Here is a 24,290-nt window from a genome sequence, read left to right on the forward strand (position 1 = left end):
TGCATCGGAATATTCCTACACATTGGCCATCTGCATGAGCTTCCCCGTTATCCATCGATAGTCTAGAACAATTATTTTAATTCAATAGACAAATTCATGTCGGTAAAACCGTATGAATTTTTGAAGCAATAAGACTGTATCTTGTATTTATATAGTGATTCGCTTTGGCGCGTTACTTGTTCCAGGGCTTTTCTCACCAGCGGGTTTCCGGAGCATAGATGCTGCGCAGCCCCAAAGGAGTATGCTCTTGCAGTGTTCTCAAGGTTAAATTTTTCCGGATCGGGAAAAACTTCCGGGTCGCGATTAATGCTGTATAAATCAAAAATTACCAACTGCCTTGGTCTAATAATTTTTTCCTTAAAAGGTATTTCATGCACGCATGTCCTGCTTATTGTCGTGAATGGAGGGAACAACCGAAGACTTTCAAGGGATATTTGCCCTGCTTTTGCATTGAGCTCTTCCTCTAAATATGGGTGAGTCAACAGATTGAACGCCAGGAAATCAAGCGCAGCTACGAATGGGGCAAAACCATCGGTTACTAGATTAATGATGAGGGGATATCGTGTCTCCTGAGGCAAGTCAAGCAATTCGTTGCCTATGTACAGCGGCTCCCCTACATGCTTATCTTCGATTTCTTTGACAACCTGATACGCGTATTCGATTGAATGCGCGACTTGTTCGATATCGTCTAGCGTAAGCCGTTCGCGCAGTAAGAACGAGTTAATGGTTTCCGATGCCGAGACCATTCTTGAAATGTCTTCTACAGAGACACCCACCAGTTGAGCAAGGATACCGTACACATAAGGCCTTGCATACTCTGTAGTGAAGTCACAATTTTTATTGATTTGCGGCCATGTGTAATTTATGGCGTGATAACGAGTATTAATGATTGTTCCCACTAGGCGACGAAGCTGTTTATGAGACTCTCCGTCGGTGAACATAACCCAGTTGGAATAAAAATTCTTTAATGTCCGTATAGTTTCTATCTTCAGAGGGAGTTTATCTATGACAGTTTTAGTGTTGGCTTTGAGCCGCTCATCTCTTATCAAAGTATGAAGGTTACGCACATTGAACACAAACCATGCATTAAATTCCTCGTCGAATAGCAGCTGATCTGTATTTCCGGCAAGGACGGTTTTGTAAAATTTGAACCGATCTTCACCGAGACGTTTTCCAATTATCACTTTTATCTAGTCCTTTCTTAGATTTGCGATTCCGCAAAAAGTACTGTTGCCTCGTGCAGTGTGAAATTAGCTTGCTTGTTTGCTGCCAAGTAGAAATCGATAAAATCTATTAACTTGTCGGGATAATGCCGATTGGGGAATTTCTCGTCCAGGAAAGCAACTATTTCTTCAAACAGCAAGGAAGGAAAACATTGATTTTCCCCTGATTCTTTTACGAAATTCAGGGCTATCAATCGAAGTGTCTGCATATCCGGTTCTTTCAATTTTAAAAAACTAAATCTTCTTTCGAAAGCACCATCAGCATACAAGGTCGTAGCCTCTTCAGGTGTAGTCGCACCTACGACCTTGATATCACCTCTCGTTATAATAGGTTTCAGTAGGTTTGCGGCGGAAATACCTCCTTCTGAAGCACCGGCATGAATAAGGGTGTGAATTTCATCAAAAAATATCGTGGAACCCTCTTTCTGCGCCGTCTCAAGTACATGTTGCATGCGTTTTTCAAATTCTCCTCTGTATTTTGTTCCAGAGAGCATTTCGGCAGCCGATACAGATATCAGAGGAAGATGATGCGATTTGAAGTAGTATAGAATAAGCGATGTTTTGCCAACGCCAGGTTCTCCGATTAGAATAACGTTATTCTTGTATCTTCTGTTTAAATATATATCCAGTAGTTGAAGCTCTTTTTCTCTACCGATAATAGTTTCCATAGAATTTGAACTAGTCAGATCTTGTGGAATTCTAATTGACTTGAGAAGAGCACGCGCATCGGATTCGATTGACTGTAGATAGACAAGGATATCTCGCGGCCGTGCATTAGGATTCGATTGAAGATACAAATCAAGTTTGTGATCCAGATACGGCGAATCATGAAGCAGCTTGACCGGTATCTTACCTTTCAACTGCGGGTCAGATATGCCGTCGTTCATATCCGTTAGGATTTGTAGGAAAGTTTGACTCATAATATATTTACTTACTGAACTGTCCATCATGGAATGACCAGTTCCAAGTGTCGAGGACGATTTGTCTCTCTACTACTGATGGATCCATTAGCTTGCCTATATACTTAATGATTTCTACTTCCATCATCTTGGCCGCAAGAGCGTTATCCGTATCTACAATCGCGGTCTCACGATACTCGTTGATGCTTGCCACTTTAGGATTGGAGGTATCTACGTAAGAGGACGGTACAAGTTCTGAATATGATTTGGTTTTACCGGGAATAATCAAGGGTCCTAAAAATATTTTGCTATCGGCGTATGGCCCTCCATATAGGACAGGGGTGCCTGATAGTTTACTGAATTCATCAACAATATATACAAGCTTTCCGAGAGGCTTGTCTGCGCAAACCGCTATCAGGTCAAACTGGTCACTTTTTAGTTCTTCCGTTAAGGAATTGACACTAGTGACTTCTAAATTATGGCCGACGACCGTTGCATCCGGAGCGACCTCTGTCAAGTTTTTGACGGCCACTTCAATCTTGGATTTTCCCACATCTTTTTCGCGATAAAGAACTTGTCGACTAGTGTTGGACAATTCAATCTCATCAAAATCAATAAGATGTAGGGTGCCTACCCCAATCTGCGCCAAGCCAATTGCCAGATACGACCCTATACCACCAGCACCTAAGATTAAAATCGATGCGGCATCAAGTCTCTCCTGCTGTTTGATTGCATCATTTATCGTAAAGTTGGGAAGAACTGCGTAGTTTCGTAGTTGACGATCATATTTTGCAAGTTGCTTGGGTGTGAGAGTGGTATCTAAGGCGGTGATATCCTTGTATTCTTTTATGACATTATTCTCGAATAAACGTTGCACCAAAGATGCAATATCGTCTACTTCATAAGGAGTATCAAGAAGAGCAGTGGACACATCATCAACAGTGGCGGGATTTTTAAAAATATTCAAAATCGTTAGGATAACGTCACTGTCCTTCTCTTCGAACATGACGTTTTCCTCATGTGGCAGGGCAATATGAAGACGTTTACTAGGCGTCAGGTGGGCATATGCCACTTCATTAAGAATATATTGTTTCCCCATGTTATTCTACCTTTCAATTTGAAAAGAGCGCGTACTTTGCTTGTACGCGCTCTCTGATCCGGCTAGGCAAAAATGACGGCAGCGCGAACAGCAGTATCGTCTTCTTCGCTCGTCTTTTCTACAGCGACGTTTTTAGCCGAGATAATGGTCTTTTCCATAATTCCTCCAACTGATATTTCTGCCCCGCACTCTGCGAGACGACACGATATTAGCTCTATAGCAAAAGCGCCACGTGAGTTTTACTTATTCAATTTTTTTATATATGGCTCATATTCTGGGTTAAGTAAAGAAAAGTGTGTCTTAAATCCAGGGTGGGGCTTACTCCCGTCTTGCGTGTCGGGGTGTGATTAACGTTTCCGTCGTTAATTCGTCCGGGTGCTTGACTTTTCGTGTTGACTTGTTCCATGAGCAAGAACAAGTCCTCGAGGGCGAGGAGGTGCCCGTTGTGCGGGCGCGCGATGCGCAGGAACGGTTTCACGGGCGCCGGCTCGCAACGGTGGCGGTGCGACGGCTGTCGGTCGAGCTCCACGGCGAGGCGGGATGATTCGAGACGCATGGCGGAGTTCCGCGCGTTCCTCGCGTGGGTGACGGGCAAGGAGTCCATGGGCGAGGCCGCCGAACGGCGGTGGATGGACGTGCCCGTGCAGCGCTGCCTGGTGCATGTGTTGCGCAACACCCGCGTCGACCTGACGAACAGGCCCAGGGGCGAGGCCGGCAGGGAGCTGCTCGGACTCGCCCGCAGGCTCGTCAGGGTGACGACGGCCGACGAGGCCGCCGCATGGCTCAAGGAGCTCAACGACTGGCACGGCAGGCACGACGATCACCTCAAGGAGCGCACTGTCGCCAAACAGGATCCCATGCACGCGAGGGGACGCAAGTGGTGGTGGACGCACGAACGCCTGCGCCGCGCCTACTTCCGATTGGTCAGGCTGAACCGGGCCGGCGTGCTGTTCGCGTTCTGCGATCCGGCCGTCCTCAAGGGCGGCGGCCCACTGCCGTCGGCGACCAACCAGCTGGAGGGCGGCGTCAACGCCGTGGTCAAGCGCGCGCTCGACCACCACCGGGGATTGTCGGAGGAGCATATGAGACGCTGCCGCGAATGGGCGATCTACATGCTCACGGAGCAGCCCGACCCCATGGCGCTCGTCACGCCTGAACACTGGAGGATGAGGAAGGGGAAGCCGGCCGGGAATGACGGGCCCATGCCCGGCACCATGACGGCCGTGCAGGAACCGACCGACGGCGTCGACGCCTACGAGAGCGGGTTCGGGATCAGAAAGGGATGGGCCGGGCGATCAACCTGACCATGACACGCGGGAATAGACACACTTTTCTTTACTTAACCCCATATGATTCCGTCCAAGTGTTTATCCGGTAATATCTGAACCAGTCGTGTTTCTCAATCCAAAAGACTCCGGAAAATGTCTACGTTAAGCCTATGTGCTGTTTCTCTAGGTGTCAGAATCCTCTAAGCCGACAGTCCTTTAGATTAAGTACGTCCGCTCGGAACTCTTTTCGGGTGCACACAGCTGTACAGAAAGATTATAAAGAGATTCATCGGGCATGATGCATGTATAAATGCTCGTGCTTGGCGTTGTCCTCTACAGGTAAGATACTAGGGCCTCATGCAATCAGGCAGGGGAGGATTTATGATTAAGCAGGATACGTTGACCCGCAGGGCCGGTATCGCCTACTACGTAAGCACCGCGTTCCTCATAGCGTCCAAGTCGTTCCCCCACGCCGTCCTGACCGTGCTGCTCCTGCACAAGGGTCTGGACCTCACCGAGATCATGTTCGTCCAGACGGCCTTCACCATAGCGGTGTTCCTCTTCGAGTTCCCCAGCGGCGTGATCTCCGACCTCTACAGCCGGAAGATCGTGTACCTGACATCCATCCTGGCGTGGGTAGCCGCATGCTCCGTCATCATCTTCGGAACCGGCTTCGCTATGATGTGCGTGGCCTGGGCGCTCTACGGCATCGGCGAGGCCCTGGCGTCGGGCACGGTCGACGCCTCGCTGATCAACCTCTACAAGCGGCTCTCCCCTGACCCGGACGAGGAGATCAAGACATTCAAACGCATCTCCAACCAGATATCCATGGTCTCCATGATCATCGGCGCGATGCTCGGGTCCGCACTGTATTTCACGATCGGCTACAACATCTACGCCGTCGCGATGGCGCTTGCATGCGCGGCGGCCCTGCCGATCATGCTCGCCTTCCCCAAGGACGAGCACGACGCCCGGGAGAAGAAGCCGACGATCATGTCCCAAGTGAGGGACGGACTGTCCGAACTCAGGAAGGACAGGCGGCTCACGTTCCTCATCGGCATGGCGGCCGTGAGCCAGATCTTCTTCCAGACCCACTTCAACCTCTGGCAGGCCTACCTGCTCCTGATGGGAGTGAAAGACAAGTACCTGTTCGTGTTCTACCTGGTCTTCCAGGTCATAGGGATAGCCGCGTACGCGATTCACATAGACGGCCGTCTGAGGCGCCTCCTCTATCTTGGCATCCCGGTCGCCCTGATCATGCCCCTGCTAATCACGTCGGAATCACGGATCGTGTCGATCGGCGCATACTGCATCTCCGTGTTCATCTTCATGTTCCTGCAATACATGTGCGACGTGCTGTTCTCGATACGGGTCTCCGAGGAAAGAATCAGCACCCTGATCACCCTCAACTCGACGACCTGCAGGATCATCGGCTTCCTGGTGCTGGGACTCAACGGCCTGCTCCTGAAACAGATAAAACTCACCACCCTGATAGTGGGCTCCTTCGAGATCGCGACGTTCCTCTCCATCCTCCTCGGCCTGCTCTTCATGCTCAGTTTCTCAAAGAAAAAGAAGGAATAATACGGGGCTGCGAACGTTTTAACTATACGGTTTTGTTGCCGCAATTATAGTGCGGCAACAAAACCGTATAGTTATTTGCCTTATAATCCCTTAATCTCTATCCACTTGCCGTGTAACGATAACCATCAAGTACTTGGTTTATAAATCTGTCAGTGCGTCCGTGGCACGATAGGACAACGTGAATGTACAAACAAGCAGAGATAAGCCCAACACCTGATGTCTGACGACTGTTTGTTGAATCCCCAGGGCACGTTTTACGCGGATCTTAGCTGGATAAAACCAGCCGGAATTTGTACGTCTGACATGCCATTTACAGACTTTGGCAACACTGGCTGCGAGCATTTATGAAGTTGACTGTCATCCCTTGATAGATGTACCAGCTATATTTATGATTTCTTTCGTTTGCCTGACGCGTCGCTCTGCGACTCGGTCTTACGTGTATCATATCGTTCCTCGCTTCGGAGACCTTGGCCTTCCTGCATGACAACAAATAGTGGCGGCGGGCTGGAATCGTTGTTTTCCGACCCGCCATCCACTGCCCCGGCATCTCACCGCCTAAACCAATATCGACGAAGTCACGTAGACCAGGGCGAGCGCCAGCGAGGCAAGTGTACAGAGCGGCAGTGCTTTGCGGTAGGTTTTTCTTACGATTGCGCATGATGCGGCAATTTGCGCCGCGCACAGCATGGCAATAACTGCGATTATCACGATTAGCGGAATGCTACTGGTTGCATATATCGACGATTGCAACAGATGGTGCAATGCAAGCAATGTCGGAATAATCAGGATTACGATAGTGACGATAGTGCCGTTTCGCAGCCCCATTGCAGTCATCCACGTATGTTTTCCGTGATTGCGGTCAGATTCGATGTCGCGCAGATTGTTGACGCACAGCACAGCAACCGCGACCAATCCCGCAGCTGAACCGCCAAGCAGTCCACTCGCCGAAATCTTGCCAGACAACGCGAACATGGTGCCACAAGTGGCAACCAATCCAAAGAAAATGAATACGAAAACCTCACCCAAATAGTGGTAGCCGTAGGGGTGTTTCCCACCAACATAGAACCAGCCGGCCGCCAGACATGCGATGCCGACCAGAATGAACCACCAGTATCCGGTTAGCGCGATGACGGCCAGACCGCACAGGCAGGCGATCAGTGCGTTGATTCCGGCCGCGGCCAGCACTTTCCTAGGATTCACACCGGAAGCCACGAGACGGGCGGGACCGCGTGACGGCATTGTTTTGCCGGAGATCGCAGAATCGCCTGCGTCTTTCACCGGAACCGAGCGCCCTGCATCCGTACCGCGAATACCATCTGAATAATCGTTGGCAAAATTAGCCGCAATCTGCAGCAGCAATGCCACGAAACCGCACAACACCGCCACCGCAACACGATGCTCGCCCGCATCGCGCCAAGCCATCGACGCACCAATCAACACCGGCGCAATCGACAACGGCAACGTTTTCAGCCGCGCCCCACGGATCCAAGTCGAAACTCTCATGAACGCCATTTTAGAATCATGCTCATTGCATACCTTCATTCATTCCCAGAATAGGAGATATGATACTGGCGAATGCCCCGGAACGTCACTCATGAGAAATATCATGAAACCCCGAGGATTTTCATCTAAAAACGCAAAGGCCGTCTGACGTTGGAAGTCAGACGGCCTTTCATGAAATTACGCGCGAAGCCGATATTGAATTAAGGCTTTGCCTTAATTCAGCGGCTTGACCAGCGGGAAGGTGATGGTTTCGCGGATGGTGGCGCCGGTCAGGGCGATCAGCAGACGGTCGATGCCCATGCCCATGCCGCCAGCCGGGGGCATGCCCACGCCGAGGGCCTCCAGGAAGTCCTCATCGATGTCGCAGGCCTCCTCGTCGCCGGCGAGCGCGTCCTTGGCCTGGGCCACGAAGCGTTCACGCTGCACGACCGGATCGTTGAGCTCGGAATAGCCGGTGGCCAGTTCGAAGCCACGCACGTACAGATCCCACTTCTCGACCACACCGGGCTTGGTACGGTGGCCCTTGACCAGCGGGGAGGTCTCGACCGGGAAGTCGCGCACGAAGGTCGGCTCGTACAGCTTGTCCTCGTAGAAGTGCTCCCATAGGTGTTCGACGAGCTTGCCGTGGTTCTCCACGTCGTCGCGTTCCACGCCGAGCTTGTCGGCGATCTCGCCCAGATGCTCCACGGAGGTGCCGGGGTTGTCCGGGCCGCCGTTCGGCACGATCTGCTCGCCCAGCGCTTCGGACAGGGAGTCGTACATGCTGATGGTCTTCCATTCACCGCCGAAGTCGTATTCGGTGCCATCCAGCAACGTCACCTTGTGGCTGCCGAACACGTCCATGGCGGTCTTCTGCACAAGCTCCTTGACCAGCTGGCCGATGGAATCGTATGTGCCATACGCCTGATAGGCCTCGACCATGGTGAATTCGGGGGCATGGGTGGCGTCGACGCCCTCGTTGCGGAAATCGCGGTTGATCTCGAACACGCGGTCGATGCCGCCCACCAGGCAGCGCTTGAGGAACAGTTCCGGGGCGATGCGAAGATACAGGTCAAGGTCGAAGGCGTTCATGTGCGTGGTGAACGGGCGGGCGGCCGCGCCACCGTGCAGGGTCTGCAGCATCGGGGTTTCGACCTCGAGGAAGTCGTGGTCGTCAAAGGTGCGGCGCAGGGAGGCCACGGCCTTGGAACGGTTGCGCACCATGTTGCGGATGTTCTCGTCCGCGATCATGCCGATGTACGGCTTGCGGGTGCGGGTGTCTTCGTTCAGGTCCTTGTGCAGGGCCGGCAGCGGCTGCAGGGCCTTAGAGGCGATGGCCCACTCAGTGGCGAATACGGACAGCTCGCCGGTCTTGGAGGCGATGACGCGGCCCTTCAGGTACAGGTGATCGCCAAGGTCGACCAGCTGCTTGAACTGTTTCAGGGAGTCGGCGCCAATCTCCTTCTTGGAGATCATGCCCTGGATTTTGGTGCCGTCACCGGCGGAAAGCTGCACGAAGCACAGGCCGCCCGCGTTACGCAGGAACAGCACGCGGCCCGCGATGCCGACCATGTCTTCGGTCTCTTCGCCAGCCTCGAGCTTGCCGTCATACTTGGCGCGGACCGCCTCGATGGTGTCGGTGACGTCCAAGTGCACCGGGTAGGGGGCGATGCCGGCCTCAAGCATCATCGCGCGCTTGGCCACGCGCATCTGCACCTGCTCGGGGTGAGCCAGCGGGCCGAACTCCTTGTTGGAGGGGTCCACGGCTTCGTCCAGCGTGGCACCGGACTTGATCTTCTCGCGGATGGTGGCGTCCTGCTTGAGCAGCATTTCCGCACGTTCGACGGTGCTCATCTGCGGGACGGCCGGGGTTTCGTTCTCAGTGTTTTCGGTATTTTCGACAACTTCAGCCATGATTCATCAGTGTACGCAAGGCCGGCGATTATGAGCCCGGCAGACCGCACGGCCATCTGAACACCCGCTCACATGACGCAAAACCGGCTCTGCACAAGGCTTGAGAGACCTGTACACATGGCGAATCCATCATCACGCAACACTCGCGACATGCCGATTTGCATTGTCCACCACCACAATGTAATATCTACGTCTGTTGCCAAACGGGCTGTAGCGCAGCTTGGTAGCGCGCTTCGTTCGGGACGAAGAGGCCGCGGGTTCAAATCCCGCCAGCCCGACAACTGGACCGGATTGTTGAGGAATCAGCAATCCGGTTTTTCGTTTCTTGCCCCAACAATCAAACCAAGCGATCGAACAGCGGTAAACAACCCGCCGCACACAGCGACAAACCGGCGCGGCAAGCCCCGTATTTGTTGGCGGACCACCGTAATATATCGCTCGAATCAATCGATTGCCGCACTGTTTTTGTAAGTAATACTGAAGTAGTTAGAGGAACCATGAAGAAGAGTCTGCTTGCACTGGCTTCGGGCGCGTTCATTCTCGGTGCCGCCGAGTTCGTGATGATGGGCATTCTGCCGCAGGCCGCGGCCGCCACCGGCGTGGACATCCCCACCGCAGGCCATTACATTTCCGCGTATGCGATCGGCGTGTGCTTCGGCACGCTGATTCTGGTGTTCGGCCGCAAGGTGCCGCCGAAGAACCTCATCATATTGTTTATGGTGATTGCGCTTATCGGTAATCTGGCCTCCGCGTTCTCGGTCAATGCCGCCACGCTGATTGTCGCGCGCTTCATTGCCGGCCTGCCGCACGGCGCATTTTTCGGCACCGCCACACTCATCGCCAAAACCTTGGCCGACAAGGGCAAAGAAGCACAAGCCGTATCGGTAATGGTCACCGGCCAAACCGTAGCCAATATGCTCGGCGTACCGGCGGGCACCTTGATGGCTGAGTTCCTATCCTGGCGCCTCGCATTCGGTATTCTGGCTGCATGGGCGGCAATGACCATCGTGCTAGTTCTGGCATGGATCCCCTTCGTTGCGCCGATTAAGGACGCCGGCATCGCCGGTCAGTTCAAATTCCTTACTCGTCGTGGACCGTGGGTGATTCTGGCCGCCGTATTCACCGGCAACGCAGGCGTGTTCTGCTGGTGGAGCTACGTCTCCCCCTGGCTGCAGAAGACCGGTGGCTGGTCGTCTAACCTGGTACCGCTATTGATGATGCTTGCCGGCTTCGGTATGGTGATAGGCGGTCTTATCGGCGGTCGCATCACAGATAAATGGCGCCACGCCGGCACTGCCGCGCTGGGTCAGACGATTTCCTGCATCGGCTTGCTGATGGTTTTACTACTGCCGGGAAACCAGGGCACTACCGCTTTGCTGACCTTCTGGATCGCCTTCGGACTGTTCTTCATCTCCGCTCCGCAACAGCTGCTGATGACCGAAGCCGGCCAAGGCGGCGGCGAGCTCATCGCCGGCGCAGCCGTGCAGGTGGCCTTCAACTTCGGCAATGCCATCGGCTCGATTGTCGGCGGCGCGATGCTCACCACCTTCTCGATGAACTATCGCTATACCGGTCTGGGCGGTATGCCACTGGCTCTGCTTGCCGTAGGGCTGCTGGCCTTCTACTCGTGGCGCTGCGAAACCGATACCGACGCCATTCACCGCATGCGCGAAATCCAAGTATGAGACCGGACGTCACATTCACGCATAATCAGCGGAATGTGACGTTGCTCTCTTCTTACTGAAGTTCATCTGCGGTTCGTTTTCATTACACACGTATTCCACCTTGCCTTTCTAAGTTCTCACTATGAAAGAGCGTCTTTCCTGATGCCTCATAAAGGAAGGGAATACAGTGAAACCCATCAGGTTCACGGCGAGGATGATCGCCGCACTCGTCGCAATCGCGACGCTGTCCAGCGTTGCGATTGCGACCACGACGGCTTCTGCAGATGAATCCGTACCGGCAGCGTCCACGGTCGGTATCAGCGGCATCGCCGCCAGCGGCGCCACGGATGCGTTCAGTGAAACCAAGTACGCGGCCACCACCGAAGGCCGTTACGAAGCCTCGGTCGACGCGAATGACGTCACCGGCTATGCAGCCGTTCCGCAGACGCGTGCGGCCAAGCCGAATCTTGTGCAGCTGCTTGGCGAATATGACAGCTACTGGCAGCCGGCCACCGAAACCGCTGGCGGCAAGGTGCTCAACAAGACCGTGCTCGATCACGATGACGCCTACATCCAACAGATCAACAACGCCGCCGCCGAAGACGGAGACGGCACGACCGCTACCGCACAGCAGCAGCGCGCTCTGGTGGACGCGGATATGAGCGCCGATGAGACCTTGCCGGACTCCCTGGGCCCGGTGCTCGGCGAATATTTTTCCGCCGGTCTGGCCGACGGCAGCCTGAAGAAGGTCGCGGACATCTTCAAGTACGATACAATCTCCACCTCTACCGCCAAGAAGCACTTCCAGCATCCTCGTCCTTTCGAGGATCGCACCAATGGCGGCAAGAACGACATCACGAACATCAACGAGAACATCATGCGCGTCCCCGACTGGACTGACGCCCAAGGCAACGCGCATTCCGCCGAATACGACGGGCTGGCCGGTTCCGGTTCCTTCCCGTCCGGCCACACCACCGGCGCATACTCCTGGGGCGTGGCTCTGGCAGGCATGCTGCCACAACTTGCTCCAGAGATCCTGACACGCACCTCCGAAGCAGGCAACAACCGCATCGTGCTCGGCGTGCACTATCCGCTCGACATCATGGGCGGCCGCATCGACGGCGAAGTGGCAAACGGCTACTACTGGGGCACTTACTACGACAAGTACGTCAAGCCGGCATCCGACCAGCTGCAGTCCTATCTGGCAGCCAAGTGCGTGGCGGACGGCCACGCCACCAAACAGGACACCGATTACGCGACTGTGACCGAATGCGTGAACAACCTTGGCGCGAACGCCTCCAACGGTTACCAGAACGCCTTTGTGGATGCCGTGAGCAAGGAGCCCGTCACCGACCGCGCCTCGGCGTTGCGCGTCTACACGAACCGTCTGACCTACGGTTTCGGCAAGACCACCGCCGGCACCGCATTCACCGCGCCTGAAGGCTCTGCCGACTTGTTGAAGATCGCGTACCCGAAGTTGCACCGCGACCAGCGCGAAGCCATCCTCGCCAAGACCGCGATTGACGGCGGCTACCCGCTGGATTCCTCATCCGACGGATGGCAGCGCATCAACCTAGCCGCAGCTCTGAGCTCCACCGTGACGTTGAACGAGAACGGCGATGTCGTCAAGGTCGAGCCCGGCGCAGCCACCCCGTCCGTGATCGGCGAGGAATACGCCGACAAGGGCAACCACCCGGATTCCGACAACGGTGGCTCCGGCAACCCCAGCCAACCCGGTAAGGACGCCAAGCAAGTGACCGTGTTCGACATCACCGACTTCCACGGACACATCGAAACCGGCCAGTGGGTCGAAGCCGCTTATCAGAAGCTTGCCGTGCAGCACAACCCGGGCAACAGCGTGTTCGTCTCCAGCGGAGACCTCGTGGGTGCTTCCCCATTCGAATCCTCCTATTTCCAAGACACTCCGACGCTGAACATGACAAAGGCATGGGATCTGAGTGTGAGCGCCTTGGGCAATCATGAGCTCGACAAGGGCACTGCAGACTTCAACAACCGCATCGCCGAACCGAAGTACGGCATCGACTGGGTCGCCGCCAACATCACCGGCGGCTCGCTGACTTCCGACCGTCTCAAGCCGTATACCATCAAGACCGTCAACGGCAAAAAGGTCGCCTTCGTCGGTGCCATCACCTCCGATCTGAAGAACGTAGTCTCCCCCAGCGTGATGCAAGGCGTCACGGTGACCGACCCGGTTCAGGCTGTGAACAAGGTGGCCGACCAGCTGTCCGATGGCGATGAGTCCAACGGCGAGGCCGATGCGGTCGTGGCCCTGATCCATGAGGATGGCGACACCATCGCCTCCGACGGCGACGGTCTGGACGCTAACGTCGATCTGGTCTACGCAGGCCACAGCCACCGCAACGAGTACGGCACCACCACCAAGTCCGGAGCGCCGATCATCGAGGCCGGCAAGTACGGCCAGGATGCAGCTGTCCAGGATCTGTACATCGAGGGTTCCGGCAAGGATTCCAAGGTCACCGTGCAGAACGCCTCCCAGTATGACGTGACGTACGTGACCAACAAGGACGGCACCGCTCCGGCCAAGGGATTCGAGGGTGACGACAACGGCCCGGCCGCCAAGGTCTACAAGCAGGCTCAGGCGGATTCCGCCGAGGCTGGTAAGAAGGTCGTCGGCACCATCGACAAGTCAGCGAATTTCGCCAAGGGCAACTGGAGCGCCGAAACCCAGCTCGGCACGCTGAACGCCGATGCCGCACTCGAATCCGCCAAGAAGACGCCCGTGGGCGAGAAGGCCTCCATCGGCTTCATCAATCCGGGCGGTCTGCGCACCGACAACCTCGATCTTGACGGCGACAAGCAGATCACCGTCAAGGAGGCGTACAGCATGTTGCCGTTCGGCAACGATAACAGCGTGGTCACCCTCACCGGCAAGCAGCTGAAGGACGTGCTCGCCCAACAGTGGCAGATCAAGGACGGCAAGTCCAATGTGGTCCGTCTCGGCATCTCCTCGAACGTGACCTTCGTGTACACGCTGGTCGAGGACGCCAACACCAAGGCACCGGTCGCCACCGTCTCCGACGTGTTCGTTGACGGCAAGCAGATCAAGGACACCGACACCGTGACGGTCGCCGGCAACTCCTTCCTGCTGACCGGCGGCGACGGCTTCACCGGTTTTACCGCGCAGGGTCAGCCGCAGCTGACCGGCACGGTGGATGTGCAAGGTCTGATCGACTACCTTGCCGATCACAAGGATGTCAAGGCCGATGACTCGCCTGCAGGCATCGAGCTCAAGTCCTCCTCCGTTGAAGGCACCAAGGCATCCCTGACCTTCGACCTGCCGGTCTACGCGAATGGCCCTAAGCCAATCGCCCTCGGCCTGTATGTCAACGGCGTGGACTTCGGCGTGACCAAGCTCGGCAGCGCCAAGCCGGCTGAGTTCACCGTGGCCAAGACGCTGAGCGCCGATGAAGCCAAGACGTTCGGCGGCACCGTCTCCACCGTCAACCCGCAGCTGCTTTACACGGACGCCGAGATCGCCGCCGCCGAAAAGGAGCGCGCCAACGGTTCCGGCGAACAAGGTGGGAACAACAACCAAGGCGGCAACAACAACCAGAACGGCAAACCCAACGCCGACAAGAAGCCGACGGCCAAGCCGAACAAGACCGATCTGCCGGGAACCGGTGCTTCCATCGCTGGAATCTTAGCCGCAGTCAGCCTGCTCGCCGCCGCCGGTGGCGTGACCATCGTGCTGCGCCGTCGCCAGCAACGCTGAACGATTGTCCGACGCCTGTACAGGTACGGCAATAACCGATAACTGAATACCGAAGAATAGCCCCGCACGTCATAGCATGCGGGGTTTTTCCATGCCTGTTGAGCCTATTTCCACTGAGGACGGCAACGGGGAAAACGACAAGCACATACACCAGCTCCGGCAGCCGCCGCACACTGTAACGACACTCACATCGGCGGTCTCCAAATCGTTCACAGTACGCTGGAACCTAGCAATAATCGGTATCTCACGACGAAGGAGATTATGTATGGCCGATGATGCGATGGACGCGCGGCTGGAGCAGGCACTGCTCGGCATGCAGGCGAAACACGCACATGATTTCGATGCGCCTGAAAACGGCCCGGCGGCTCAGGGCGGCAACGAACTGCATGACTTTGACGTGAACGAATTCCTCCACGGCCTCGACGCCATCTTCGACGCCCACAACGCCGCAGAAAAGGCGGGCCCGTATCTTGAACAAGCGGCGGTCGACGCGGAAAACGCCGGAGACGAAGCCGGACTGCTGACCGTACTCAACGAGACGATGGGGTTCTACCGCTCGCAAGGCCGTCACAAGGAGAACCAGTGGATCGTGCAGCGCGCGCTTGAGTTGGCCCTGCACATGGGGCTTGAGGGTACCGAAAGCTGGGCCACTACGCTGATCAATTGTGCCACTGCCATGCGCGCGGCCAAGCGGTACGATCAGGCCGAGGATCTGTATCATCAAGCGTTGGATTGCGCCAATAAGAACTTCGCTCCCAACGACCGACGCCTGGCTGCGCTGCATAATAACCTCTCCATGTTGTACAGCGAAACGAACCGATTGCCACAGGCGGAAATCGAGCTCAGGCAGGCGTTGCACATCGTCGAGGCGGCGAGCGTGAATCCTGATGCCGACATCGACGTGGCCTCGTCGAACACCAATCTGGCTCTGGTACTGCTGCAGGAGAGCAAGCTCAAGGAAGCGCACATCCATGCCACCAAAGCGTTGACCATCTATGAGACTGGCAAGCTGACGCACTCGGCGCATTATGCCTCCGCATTGGCTGGCTGTGCGCAAGTGCTGTATGTCGAACACCGATATGGCGAGGCGGCCTCTCATTACCGCAGCGCTTTGGCGGTGATCGCCGAATGCTATGGCAAGGACACCGATTACTATCGCGTCACCGAGGCGAACCTGCGCGAAGCCGAGGCGCAAATCGGTAACGATGACGTGCATGCAGCGAACAGCGCCGATGCAACCAGCACCGAAACTAATACCAACACCGATGCCACTGCCGAAATCGCTGTGTCCGGTCTCAAATTGGCACGCGCGTTCTGGACACAGGTGGGCAAGCCGATGATTACGGCACAGTATCCGCAATACGTGGGCCGCATTGCCGCCGGACTGGTGGGGCATGGTTCGGAATGCTATGGCTTTGACGACGCCTATTCTCAAGACCATGATTTTGGCCCACGCTTCTGTCTATGGCTTACCGATGATGATTATGAGGCAATCGGCGAGCAGCTCGAGGCCGATTATGAAGCACTGCCACGCGGGTTCACGATGGACGCGCAAGGCCGTGTGACATTTATCGATATACCGTTCTCCCCCACCACGCCCCGCGCACAAGGTGCCAACCGCCGTGACGGCGTGTTCCGCATCGGTGACTTCTTTGAGTCGATCACCGGGTATCGCACTGCGCCCGCGCAAACCGCGCCGCACGAGTGGCTGATGCTGGCTGAATCGACTCTGGCCGCAGCCACCAATGGCGAAGTATTCGCAGACCCCACTGGGCAGTTCTCCAAAACACGCCAAGGGTTCAAGGATATGCCCGACGACGTGCGGCTTGCCTTGATTTCCAAGCGATTGGGCATGATCGCCCAGGCCGGTCAATATAATCTTCCGCGTTCGTTGAAACGCGGCGACAGCGCGGCCGCATGGCTGTCCATCCACGAGTTCGTGCAGGCCACCGCCTCGTTGGTGTTCCTGGTTAACGTGCCGATGGTGGTGGGCTATATGCCGTATTACAAGTGGCAGTTCGCAGCATTGCGCAAGCTGTCTGGCTCGATGTTCGCGCTGTTGCCGAACGTGGGCGAACAGTTGGAAACCGTGATGCGATTGAGTTCGGCAGCCTGCTATGGCGGGGCCGGATTCGGCGAAGGCGGCAAGGGCGCGGCTACAGCAATCAAGAAAATCAACGATATCGTGGAGCAGATTGCGGCGGATATCGTCAAGGAACTCAAACGCGAACACCTGACCACGTCCGGCGAGACCTTCCTCGAATGGCAGCGCCCGTATGTCGAGGACCACATCGCCTCTGATGATCCGGTGCTTAAAAGTTTGTAGATTCAAGCTCCCTCTGTCACGGCTTCGCCGTGCCATCTCCCTCATCAGAGGATTAGTGAAAGGAACGTCGATGACCAACGAACTGACTGATGATGAACTGCGCGAGGCTATTGTGCTCCATGAATGGGATCAGTTCCAGCGCACCAACAATGAGGGTGGACGCGCGGCATGCCAAGGTAACTGGCCGGTGTTCCACCAGATGCGGTTGGCCCAGTTCCTCACATGGGAACGGCCATTACTCACCAGCTATGCCGCTGATCTTGACGCGGCCGACCACGTGGGCCGCAACCTCGTGACCGAAAAATACGGCCGCATGATGGCCTCCACCGCGCCGGAAGATTTCACGAAGAACATAGAGCCGTATATTCCGCGTCTCTCTGAAGAGCGCGTGGCCCGTCAGGAACAGGTCATCGCCCAGCAGGTCGCCTGGGCCAAGGATTTCCGCGAGCGCTACCCCAAGCTCGGCGAGGCGATGCGCGTACTCACCACCACCGACGACACACCATCTGCCACCTCATTCGAAACCTATCTGCGCGGCGAGCTTGGTACGTATTCCGACCAGACCTTCGAACGTTACGAAGCGATGATTGGCGAGCGGGCCGCAGCCAGCCTGCAACGCAATATCACTGAGGAAACCTTGTTGCACACGGTCCAGCTCGGCGGTTTCGACACCTTGGAGGAGGCCGAAGCCTCCCAAGCGTAATACTCAGCCATTCACTGTGTACCGGACACCCCGACTGATGTACGCCGGCCGGCCACACCCAGGCCAACGCAATCTGCCGATCGCCCCACACCCAGACCACCAACGCAGCTTGCCCGCCAGGCCCCATTGACCGGCGCACATCGGCAGAATTACAGCGAGAATAGGCCCCAGAATGCCAGTGTCATCAGTGTGGTGAGAGTGCCGAGCGCTACCATCACGCATATGACGCGCCGTACACCGACGATATCGGCGCGGCAATACCAGACACGTTCCATTTCCCAAGCAAACAGCACCACCAACAGCATGGTCGCTATTCGCAGCACCACCCATCCGACGGCAAACAGCCGCGGTTGAGGCATAACCAATACAGCCGATACGCCTACGGCGCTCATATAGCCGTACAACAGCCCAGTAATCACCATCACCGCTGTGCCGATACCGGCAGATAAGCCGGCAATGCCGTGCAACATGAGCCGCGGGGCGACCCCCAGCCCACTCGGCGTCGCATGCATGGCCCGCACAGTCGCCACACTACGTCGCCCGGCCAGCAACGTCTGTAGCCAAGAAAACACAGTCAGGCCAATACCTAATATCGCCGCCATCACGATCAGCACGGGCCCTGCCACCATCAGACCGGCCAGCACGCCGAGCGAGCCGACGATACCGGATCTGGTACGTTGCGGCGCGGCGAAGCGCTGGTGAGGTGTTGCACCGGCGACTTGGGGCGTTGCCCATCCATCGGCTTTGGTTCCGGCGGTCACACCGTTCACCCAATTTTCCAGCGCTTGCGTATAGCCTTCGGCCAATGGCAGGTTCGGGGTGAATAAGCCCTCACCAGCCCGCATCTGATGGTTGCCGGCAAAATAGCGTACGGTGACGTTCTCGTTGCCGGACTTGTTGGCCGTGGCGATGATCCGCTGCGCCCCCTGTTCGATGGGCATGGCCGTATCGTAGGTGCCGTAGTTCACCAGCACCGGCATGGTGAGGGATTTCAGATACCGGTCGGCATCAAAGTCGGCATAGGCTAGATCGAATGGCGCGTAGTCCAGCGACATCAATTTGGCCATGTCTTTGACCACGGGCTTGGGCGCGCCGGCCTCATGCGTATAGGCGCTGACAGCCATGGCCATTTGCTCACGTCCATTGAACACCGGTGCGGATGTAAGTATGGCAAAGGCAATGTCTTGCCGTTTCGAGGTTAGAATCGTGGCAATCCAGGTGCCTTCGGATTCAGCGTAGATGCCGGTTTTGGCGGGGTCCACGCCGCTTATGCCACGCAACACGTCGAGCGAACGCCCGTATTCGCGAGCAAAACGCGGGTAGTCGCGATGCAGCACGGTGTAGTTGTCGTTGCGCTTGGCCGGCACCAAGGTCACGATACCGGCAGAGGCCATGGCGTTGGCGATATCGCCGAAATCCTCGGCACCGCTGGTACCGGACCCGTGAATGAACAGACAAGCCGGGCGTGGCCCGGGAGCGTCGACCGGTTCACGTAGTACGGCGGGTAGCGTGACGCCATCGCCGGTCTTGATGGATAGTCGGGTTTCACGCGTACGATATCGCCCCTCGTGGGGAATGTCCGCATGGGCAGGGGTGATGGTGGTGTCGGCAGAAGCGATAACGATGTGCTTGGTGTAGGGCCGTGTGTTCCATTGCGGCATCATCGCCCAGCCAAGTGTGGCGAATACCAGCGTCATCGCCATCGCGGTGGCGATGACGCTCACTACCCGCCGCGCCGAAATCCGCTTCATAGTTACTATGCCTCCCCCATCAGCATAGAACGGTCGGCTCCCGTCATAATGTGATTCTACTGGGACCGTAATGCAATGGTTGTAACGTTATTTTCTCTTCTTGACGGCACCGACTATGGCCCATACAACGGCCACTATCACCAGAATAAGTCCCACTACGGCGCAGATAATAGCCGTCAGCAATTGCGGATTCGGCGAGAACAGCGAAATCATCCGATCCGGAGATATGTACCCGAAAACCAGCGCGATCACGCCGATAATCACGCCTAATAGTCCGAATACCACAGTAGGCGCGCTGATGCTCTGTTTCTGGATGTTCTTGGCACTCTTGACATCCTTAGCATTCTGGACGTTCTTGGCGCTCCCCCCAGGCTGGCATGGTTTGCCGGCGGTCTGAGACTGCTCATAGGAAGGTTGCGCTGAAGATGCTGCGTACATCGGTACATCATCGGCAGATGGAATCGGCCCACCATCCCCCTCCACGGCATCGGCAACTGCTTCCAGGGCAATCCGATCTGTGGATGGTTCGATGGGCGATGGAGAGGCAGTTGTCACCTGCGTATCCACATCCGAGACCGACGCATCCGCATGATTGTCGGTGACGGGCAGCACAGCCGTTTCGTCATCATCAGCTGCGGATGGCAGCACCGTGGTATCGGTTCGGTCATCGACGGTCACCATGGTTGTTGTCGCGGTGGTCGCGTCGGTTTCGGAAGGTATGGCCGTGGTCGGTGTCGCATCCTCGATGGAGGCGAATTCCTTGGTTTCATCAGTCATGATTCCATCTCCTGGTTGTAACGGCTTGATCATTCCGATTGTTCGGTTGTGTTCTTGCTTGTACTGTTGCCGTCGTATATATCGGCAAGCGGCTGGAACGTGGAGCCTTTCCAACCGGAGGCGTACACCACGTTGACACGTGCTTCCACCGCATAGGGAATATTGATTTTTAATTCTGGGCCGTTGTCCGGCATGGCGGATCCCTTATCCAACCATTCGTAATCAGGCCCATTCATGGGATTGGTGGCGCTTTCAGCTTCGAAGAAACCAAAGCTTAGACCCATGTAGTTGTTGTATACCATCTCGTATTTGCCGCCAACGCCACTCGAAGTGGAGTAGGAGTCGGCGGTGCCGAAGGCGTAAGTGCAGGAATCCGGCAGAACGATATGCACTTGCGCCTGTGTTGCGGCTATGGTGATGGTACCGACCGGGCAATTACTGATGGAAGTTTTGCCATCCAGCATCTTCACCGTGTGCGGCCCATGTATCTTGCCCCAATCGGACCAATCAATGATCGCCTGATCGGTGTTGTAGTTTTCACCGCTGAACGCCACACCTTGCTGCAATGTTTCGAACGTGGCATCGCTGGCATCGGCAACGAAGATGCCATCCTTTTGCACATCGTTCATGCCATCGCTGTTTCTCGCACTGACAGATTGGCTCAGTGAAACAACAGTATTGATGCCGCTGGCACCAAAATCACGGTAGTACACGCCAGACGTGCCTGAAACGATGGTCATGCAGAGCGCGCATCCACCGGCAACCAGTCCGAGAGGAATCAGACCACCGGTACGCCGTCCTTTGAATCCGAGAATGATGACCACCAGCCCCATCACTATGCATACTGCGGCAATCCAGATGGTGCTCAGACGCATAATGCCGATAATGCCCATGTCGTTTACCCAAATCAGTCCCATCAGACCGGCAAAGGAGAGGAAGGTAAGGCCCAGTATGCTCAAGACCACGATTGGGCCCGCCGGCTTGCGGCGCTTGGACTCGGTGGGGGCATAGGCCGTCGCATTCATACGGTCGTGGGCAAACGGCCCGTTGGGTACTGTGCTGGGCATCACGCCGGGCACCGCGCCGGGCACCGCGCCGGTCACCGACTGATAGAAAGGCTGTGAAACACTAGTCTCGGTTCGTGAAACAGGTTGTGAAACAGGTTGCGGAGCTGAATACAAAGGAGATTGAGGGACCGGTTGCGCGGCTGGATATGAGACAGGCTGTGGAGCTGGATATGACACAGGCTGTGAAACCGGTCGCGTCGCAGATGCCCTGAATCCGTACCCTTCCTGCTGGCGAATGCCGCTCTTGGCTAACAACCAAAGCGCTAAGGCGGCGAGCGCAATACAAACCCACCCCGCACCTGGAATCACGATTGCCACGGCGAGGAACAGGAAGCATCCAAGACAATTCCAGTCCCATTGGCCGGCAATGAGGTCCTCGGCCAAGATGTGCCCATCGCGTACATCCGGCATCAGAAACCAGCCGAGTGCGTACAGAGCTGCGCCAAAACCGAAGAACAATGTACATACAATCACCAACGCACGTACTAGTGTGGGGCTCCAGCCAAGCCGTAAAGCGATGCCGCTGCATACGCCGCCGATCCACCGGTCGTCGCCGCGAACCAGTCCACTGGATCGCACCCAAGTGAAGAAGCGTCGCGATGTCTTGTTTTTTTGCGGACCAGGCTGCGGCTGTGGCTGATACGGATTCGCGTTTGGATTGCTCATGATTCCATTACACCGCCCGACCACTGCCACAACGCTCGGGGAACACCCTGATTGTTCCCTGAACACCGGGTAAAACCCCGGTCGCAACGCCCTGAGCGCGGCACAATAGGAGTATGACGTCATCTCCCGAACCATTGCTGCCTGCGCGCATGCCGTTGATGCGCCCCCGGCAGGGCCGTTGGCTCACCGGTGTGTGCAAGGGCATCGCCCTGCACTTGGGCATCGGCGTGGCATGGATTCGGATTGCGTTCATCGCACTGACCTTCCTCTACGGCGCAGGCATCATCGCTTATGTATTCCTGTGGGTGTTCATGCCCGCCGGAGACCCGGTGACGGCTGCAGCTCGCACAGTGCCCGTTGATCAGGCGCCGCTTGCGCGAGGCAATCAGTCACTTGCCGCCCATGACGACGAATCGGCTGCCGCACCGGAATCATTGTCCGAGGCCATCCAACGTGCTCCGAAACCGGCCGTCGTGGCATTGGCCGGTTTCGCGTTGATGGCCACCGGACTGCTGCTCACCAGCACCGGTGCGGATGTCCAGATTGTGCTTCCGCTGCTGGTAGGGTTGGGCGGCATCGCACTGGCATGGATGAATCTTAGTCCGCGAGGCACGCAGCTGTTGTCTATGTTGGGCGGCATCGCACTGATTTTCATGGGATGGGCATTGTATGTGCATAATGTCAGCATTCCTGGGTGGGGCGCCTCTCCTCGACGCATTGTTGCCAGCGGATTCATGATGATCGTCGGTATCGTGGTGGCAGTGATGCCGTGGGCGAACGCGATGCTGCAACGACTCACCCACGAGCAGGCATTGAAGGAGCGCGAAGAGGAGCGCGCGGACATGACCGCCCATCTGCATGATGGCGTGCTGCAAACGTTGGCGCTGATTCAGCTGCACTCCGAGGAATCGACCACCGTATTCGCCCTGGCGCGTAGCCAAGAGCGCGAGCTGCGCGAATGGCTGTATCAGGAACGTTCCACATCGGATCGTTCGGTGGGAGCCGGATTGAAGCAGATCGCCGCCGAAGTGGAGGACGAGCACGGCAAGCCGATTGAGGTGGTCACCGTGGGCGACGCGCGGCCGAGCGCCCAGACCGATGCGCTGCTGGACGCCACCCGTCAGGCGTTGGTCAATGCGGTCACGCATGGCGGCGAGCCGGTGTCTTTGTATTGCGAGGCCAGCGACACGATGGTTGAAGTGTTCGTGCGCGACCATGGCGAAGGCTTCGATATGGACGCCATTCCGCCCGACCGGCTGGGCATCCGCGAATCGATTATCGGCCGCATCAAACGGCGCGGCGGTACAGTGGAGATAGTGTCCAGAGCCGGCTGGGGCACCGAGGTCAGAATGCATATGCCGATCGCGCTGAAAGCGGCGCAGGGAGAACATCGATGAGCGAGAACGAGACAGCCAAGATTCGTGTGGCCGTGGTCGATGACCATGAGATGTTCCGTGCGGGCGTAATCGCCACATTGCGCGATTCCTTCGATATCGTCGGCCAAGCGGCGGACGTGCCCGGTTCGGTGGCGATGATCGCACAGACCAAGCCGCAAGTGGTGTTGCTGGATGTGCATGTGCCCGGCGGTGAAGGTGGCGGCGGTGCCGAGATCCTCGCCAAATCGCGCTCCTACTCCCCTACTACCGTGTTTCTGGCGTTGTCGGTTTCGGATGCGCCGCAGGATGTGGGGGCGGTGATTCGTGCCGGCGCCCAGGGCTATGTGACCAAGACGATTACCGGCGCTGATTTGATTTCATCCATCAAGCAGGTGCATGAGGGCTATGCCGTGTTCTCGCCAAAACTGGCCGGTTTTGTGCTTTCGGCCTTCCAGGGTGTGCCGGCGGCGGGGTCTGATGGCGGCGCTGATGGTGCGGCACGGGCTCATGATGAGGAGCTGGACCGGCTGTCCGCCCGCGAGCAGGAGGTCATGCGGCTGATCGCGCGTGGTTACACGTATAAAGAGGTGGCGGCCGAACTGTTCATTTCGATCAAGACGGTCGAAACGCACGTGAGCTCGGTGCTGCGAAAGCTTCAGCTTTCGAATCGCACCGAGCTCACCCGCTGGGCCGCCGATAGGCGCATTGTGTGATAAACGACAGATGAGCTCCCTCATCAG

The 24,290-nt window shown here is 56.6% G+C and carries 15 protein-coding genes, 1 tRNA gene and 1 pseudogene; 9 read left to right on the plus strand and 8 right to left on the minus strand.

The genetic code is table 11. From position 1 onward, the window contains the following. Positions 1 to 71: 71 nt before the first annotated feature. From BLIJ_RS11130 to BLIJ_RS11140, 3 genes are read right to left on the minus strand one after another with little or no spacing between them, the layout of a single operon-like run. On the minus strand, positions 72 to 1,184 hold the full coding sequence (locus BLIJ_RS11130) for a cytochrome P450 (protein WP_012578417.1): 1,113 nt from the start codon (positions 1,182 to 1,184) through the stop codon (positions 72 to 74). A gap of 17 nt (positions 1,185 to 1,201) precedes the next feature. Then, the gene (locus BLIJ_RS11135) at positions 1,202 to 2,143 is read right to left on the minus strand and encodes an AAA family ATPase (protein WP_012578418.1); all 942 of its coding nucleotides are present in this window, start codon (positions 2,141 to 2,143) and stop codon (positions 1,202 to 1,204) included. A 7-nt stretch (positions 2,144 to 2,150) separates the two neighbouring features. Beyond that, on the minus strand, positions 2,151 to 3,221 hold the full coding sequence (locus BLIJ_RS11140) for a ThiF family adenylyltransferase (RefSeq protein WP_012578419.1): 1,071 nt from the start codon (positions 3,219 to 3,221) through the stop codon (positions 2,151 to 2,153). Positions 3,222 to 3,625: 404 nt separating this feature from the next. On the opposite strand from BLIJ_RS11140, the pseudogene BLIJ_RS15405 reads away from it, so the two are divergent. Next, positions 3,626 to 3,781, plus strand: a pseudogene (locus BLIJ_RS15405) (IS1/IS1595 family N-terminal zinc-binding domain-containing protein); the annotation flags it as partial. 1,089 nt (positions 3,782 to 4,870) lie between these two features. Further along, positions 4,871 to 6,070, plus strand: a complete 1,200-nt coding sequence (locus BLIJ_RS11155) for an MFS transporter (RefSeq protein ID WP_014485147.1) — start codon at positions 4,871 to 4,873, stop codon at positions 6,068 to 6,070. 555 nt (positions 6,071 to 6,625) lie between these two features. On the opposite strand, the gene menA is transcribed toward BLIJ_RS11155, so the two are convergent. Both menA and lysS read right to left on the minus strand, forming a co-directional pair. Further along, a complete protein-coding gene (gene menA / locus BLIJ_RS11160; RefSeq protein ID WP_041982110.1) occupies positions 6,626 to 7,582 on the minus strand; it encodes a 1,4-dihydroxy-2-naphthoate octaprenyltransferase in 957 nt (318 codons plus the stop codon). 204 nt (positions 7,583 to 7,786) lie between these two features. Next, positions 7,787 to 9,466, minus strand: coding sequence for a lysine--tRNA ligase (lysS, locus tag BLIJ_RS11165; protein WP_014485148.1), 1,680 nt, complete (start codon positions 9,464 to 9,466; stop codon positions 7,787 to 7,789). Positions 9,467 to 9,670: 204 nt separating this feature from the next. Between lysS and BLIJ_RS11170 the strand changes: the two genes are divergently transcribed. From BLIJ_RS11170 to BLIJ_RS11190, 5 genes are all read left to right on the plus strand, one after another. After that, positions 9,671 to 9,744, plus strand: a tRNA-Pro gene (locus tag BLIJ_RS11170). Between the two features lie 219 nt (positions 9,745 to 9,963). Continuing rightward, the gene (locus BLIJ_RS11175; RefSeq protein WP_012578424.1) at positions 9,964 to 11,151 is read left to right on the plus strand and encodes an MFS transporter; all 1,188 of its coding nucleotides are present in this window, start codon (positions 9,964 to 9,966) and stop codon (positions 11,149 to 11,151) included. Between the two features lie 166 nt (positions 11,152 to 11,317). After that, entirely contained in the window at positions 11,318 to 14,884 is a 3,567-nt protein-coding gene (locus BLIJ_RS11180) for a 5'-nucleotidase C-terminal domain-containing protein (RefSeq protein WP_014485149.1), read from the plus strand. A 265-nt stretch (positions 14,885 to 15,149) separates the two neighbouring features. Next, the gene (locus BLIJ_RS11185) at positions 15,150 to 17,210 is read left to right on the plus strand and encodes a DUF4037 domain-containing protein (RefSeq protein WP_012578426.1); all 2,061 of its coding nucleotides are present in this window, start codon (positions 15,150 to 15,152) and stop codon (positions 17,208 to 17,210) included. 70 nt (positions 17,211 to 17,280) lie between these two features. Continuing rightward, on the plus strand, positions 17,281 to 17,913 hold the full coding sequence (locus BLIJ_RS11190; protein WP_012578427.1) for a DUF4125 family protein: 633 nt from the start codon (positions 17,281 to 17,283) through the stop codon (positions 17,911 to 17,913). Between the two features lie 149 nt (positions 17,914 to 18,062). On the opposite strand, the gene BLIJ_RS11195 is transcribed toward BLIJ_RS11190, so the two are convergent. The 3 genes from BLIJ_RS11195 to BLIJ_RS13890 all read right to left on the minus strand — a co-directional run bounded on the left by BLIJ_RS11195 (position 18,063) and on the right by BLIJ_RS13890 (position 22,174). Then, the gene (locus tag BLIJ_RS11195) at positions 18,063 to 19,664 is read right to left on the minus strand and encodes an alpha/beta hydrolase family protein (RefSeq protein WP_012578428.1); all 1,602 of its coding nucleotides are present in this window, start codon (positions 19,662 to 19,664) and stop codon (positions 18,063 to 18,065) included. An 87-nt stretch (positions 19,665 to 19,751) separates the two neighbouring features. Continuing rightward, positions 19,752 to 20,441, minus strand: a complete 690-nt coding sequence (locus BLIJ_RS11200; RefSeq protein WP_012578429.1) for a hypothetical protein — start codon at positions 20,439 to 20,441, stop codon at positions 19,752 to 19,754. 29 nt (positions 20,442 to 20,470) lie between these two features. Further along, entirely contained in the window at positions 20,471 to 22,174 is a 1,704-nt protein-coding gene (locus tag BLIJ_RS13890) for a PspC domain-containing protein (RefSeq protein WP_012578430.1), read from the minus strand. Between the two features lie 113 nt (positions 22,175 to 22,287). On the opposite strand from BLIJ_RS13890, the gene BLIJ_RS11210 reads away from it, so the two are divergent. Then, positions 22,288 to 23,571, plus strand: coding sequence for an ATP-binding protein (locus BLIJ_RS11210; protein ID WP_012578431.1), 1,284 nt, complete (start codon positions 22,288 to 22,290; stop codon positions 23,569 to 23,571). Then, positions 23,568 to 24,263: a LuxR C-terminal-related transcriptional regulator gene (locus BLIJ_RS11215; RefSeq protein ID WP_012578432.1), complete on the plus strand. Its 696-nt coding sequence runs from the start codon at positions 23,568 to 23,570 to the stop codon at positions 24,261 to 24,263. Before BLIJ_RS11210 ends, BLIJ_RS11215 begins: the two co-directional genes overlap by 4 nt. Positions 24,264 to 24,290: the final 27 nt, after the last annotated feature.

The sequence above is a fragment of the Bifidobacterium longum subsp. infantis ATCC 15697 = JCM 1222 = DSM 20088 genome (assembly GCF_000269965.1).
Taxonomy (GTDB): Bacteria; Actinomycetota; Actinomycetes; order Actinomycetales; family Bifidobacteriaceae; genus Bifidobacterium; species Bifidobacterium infantis.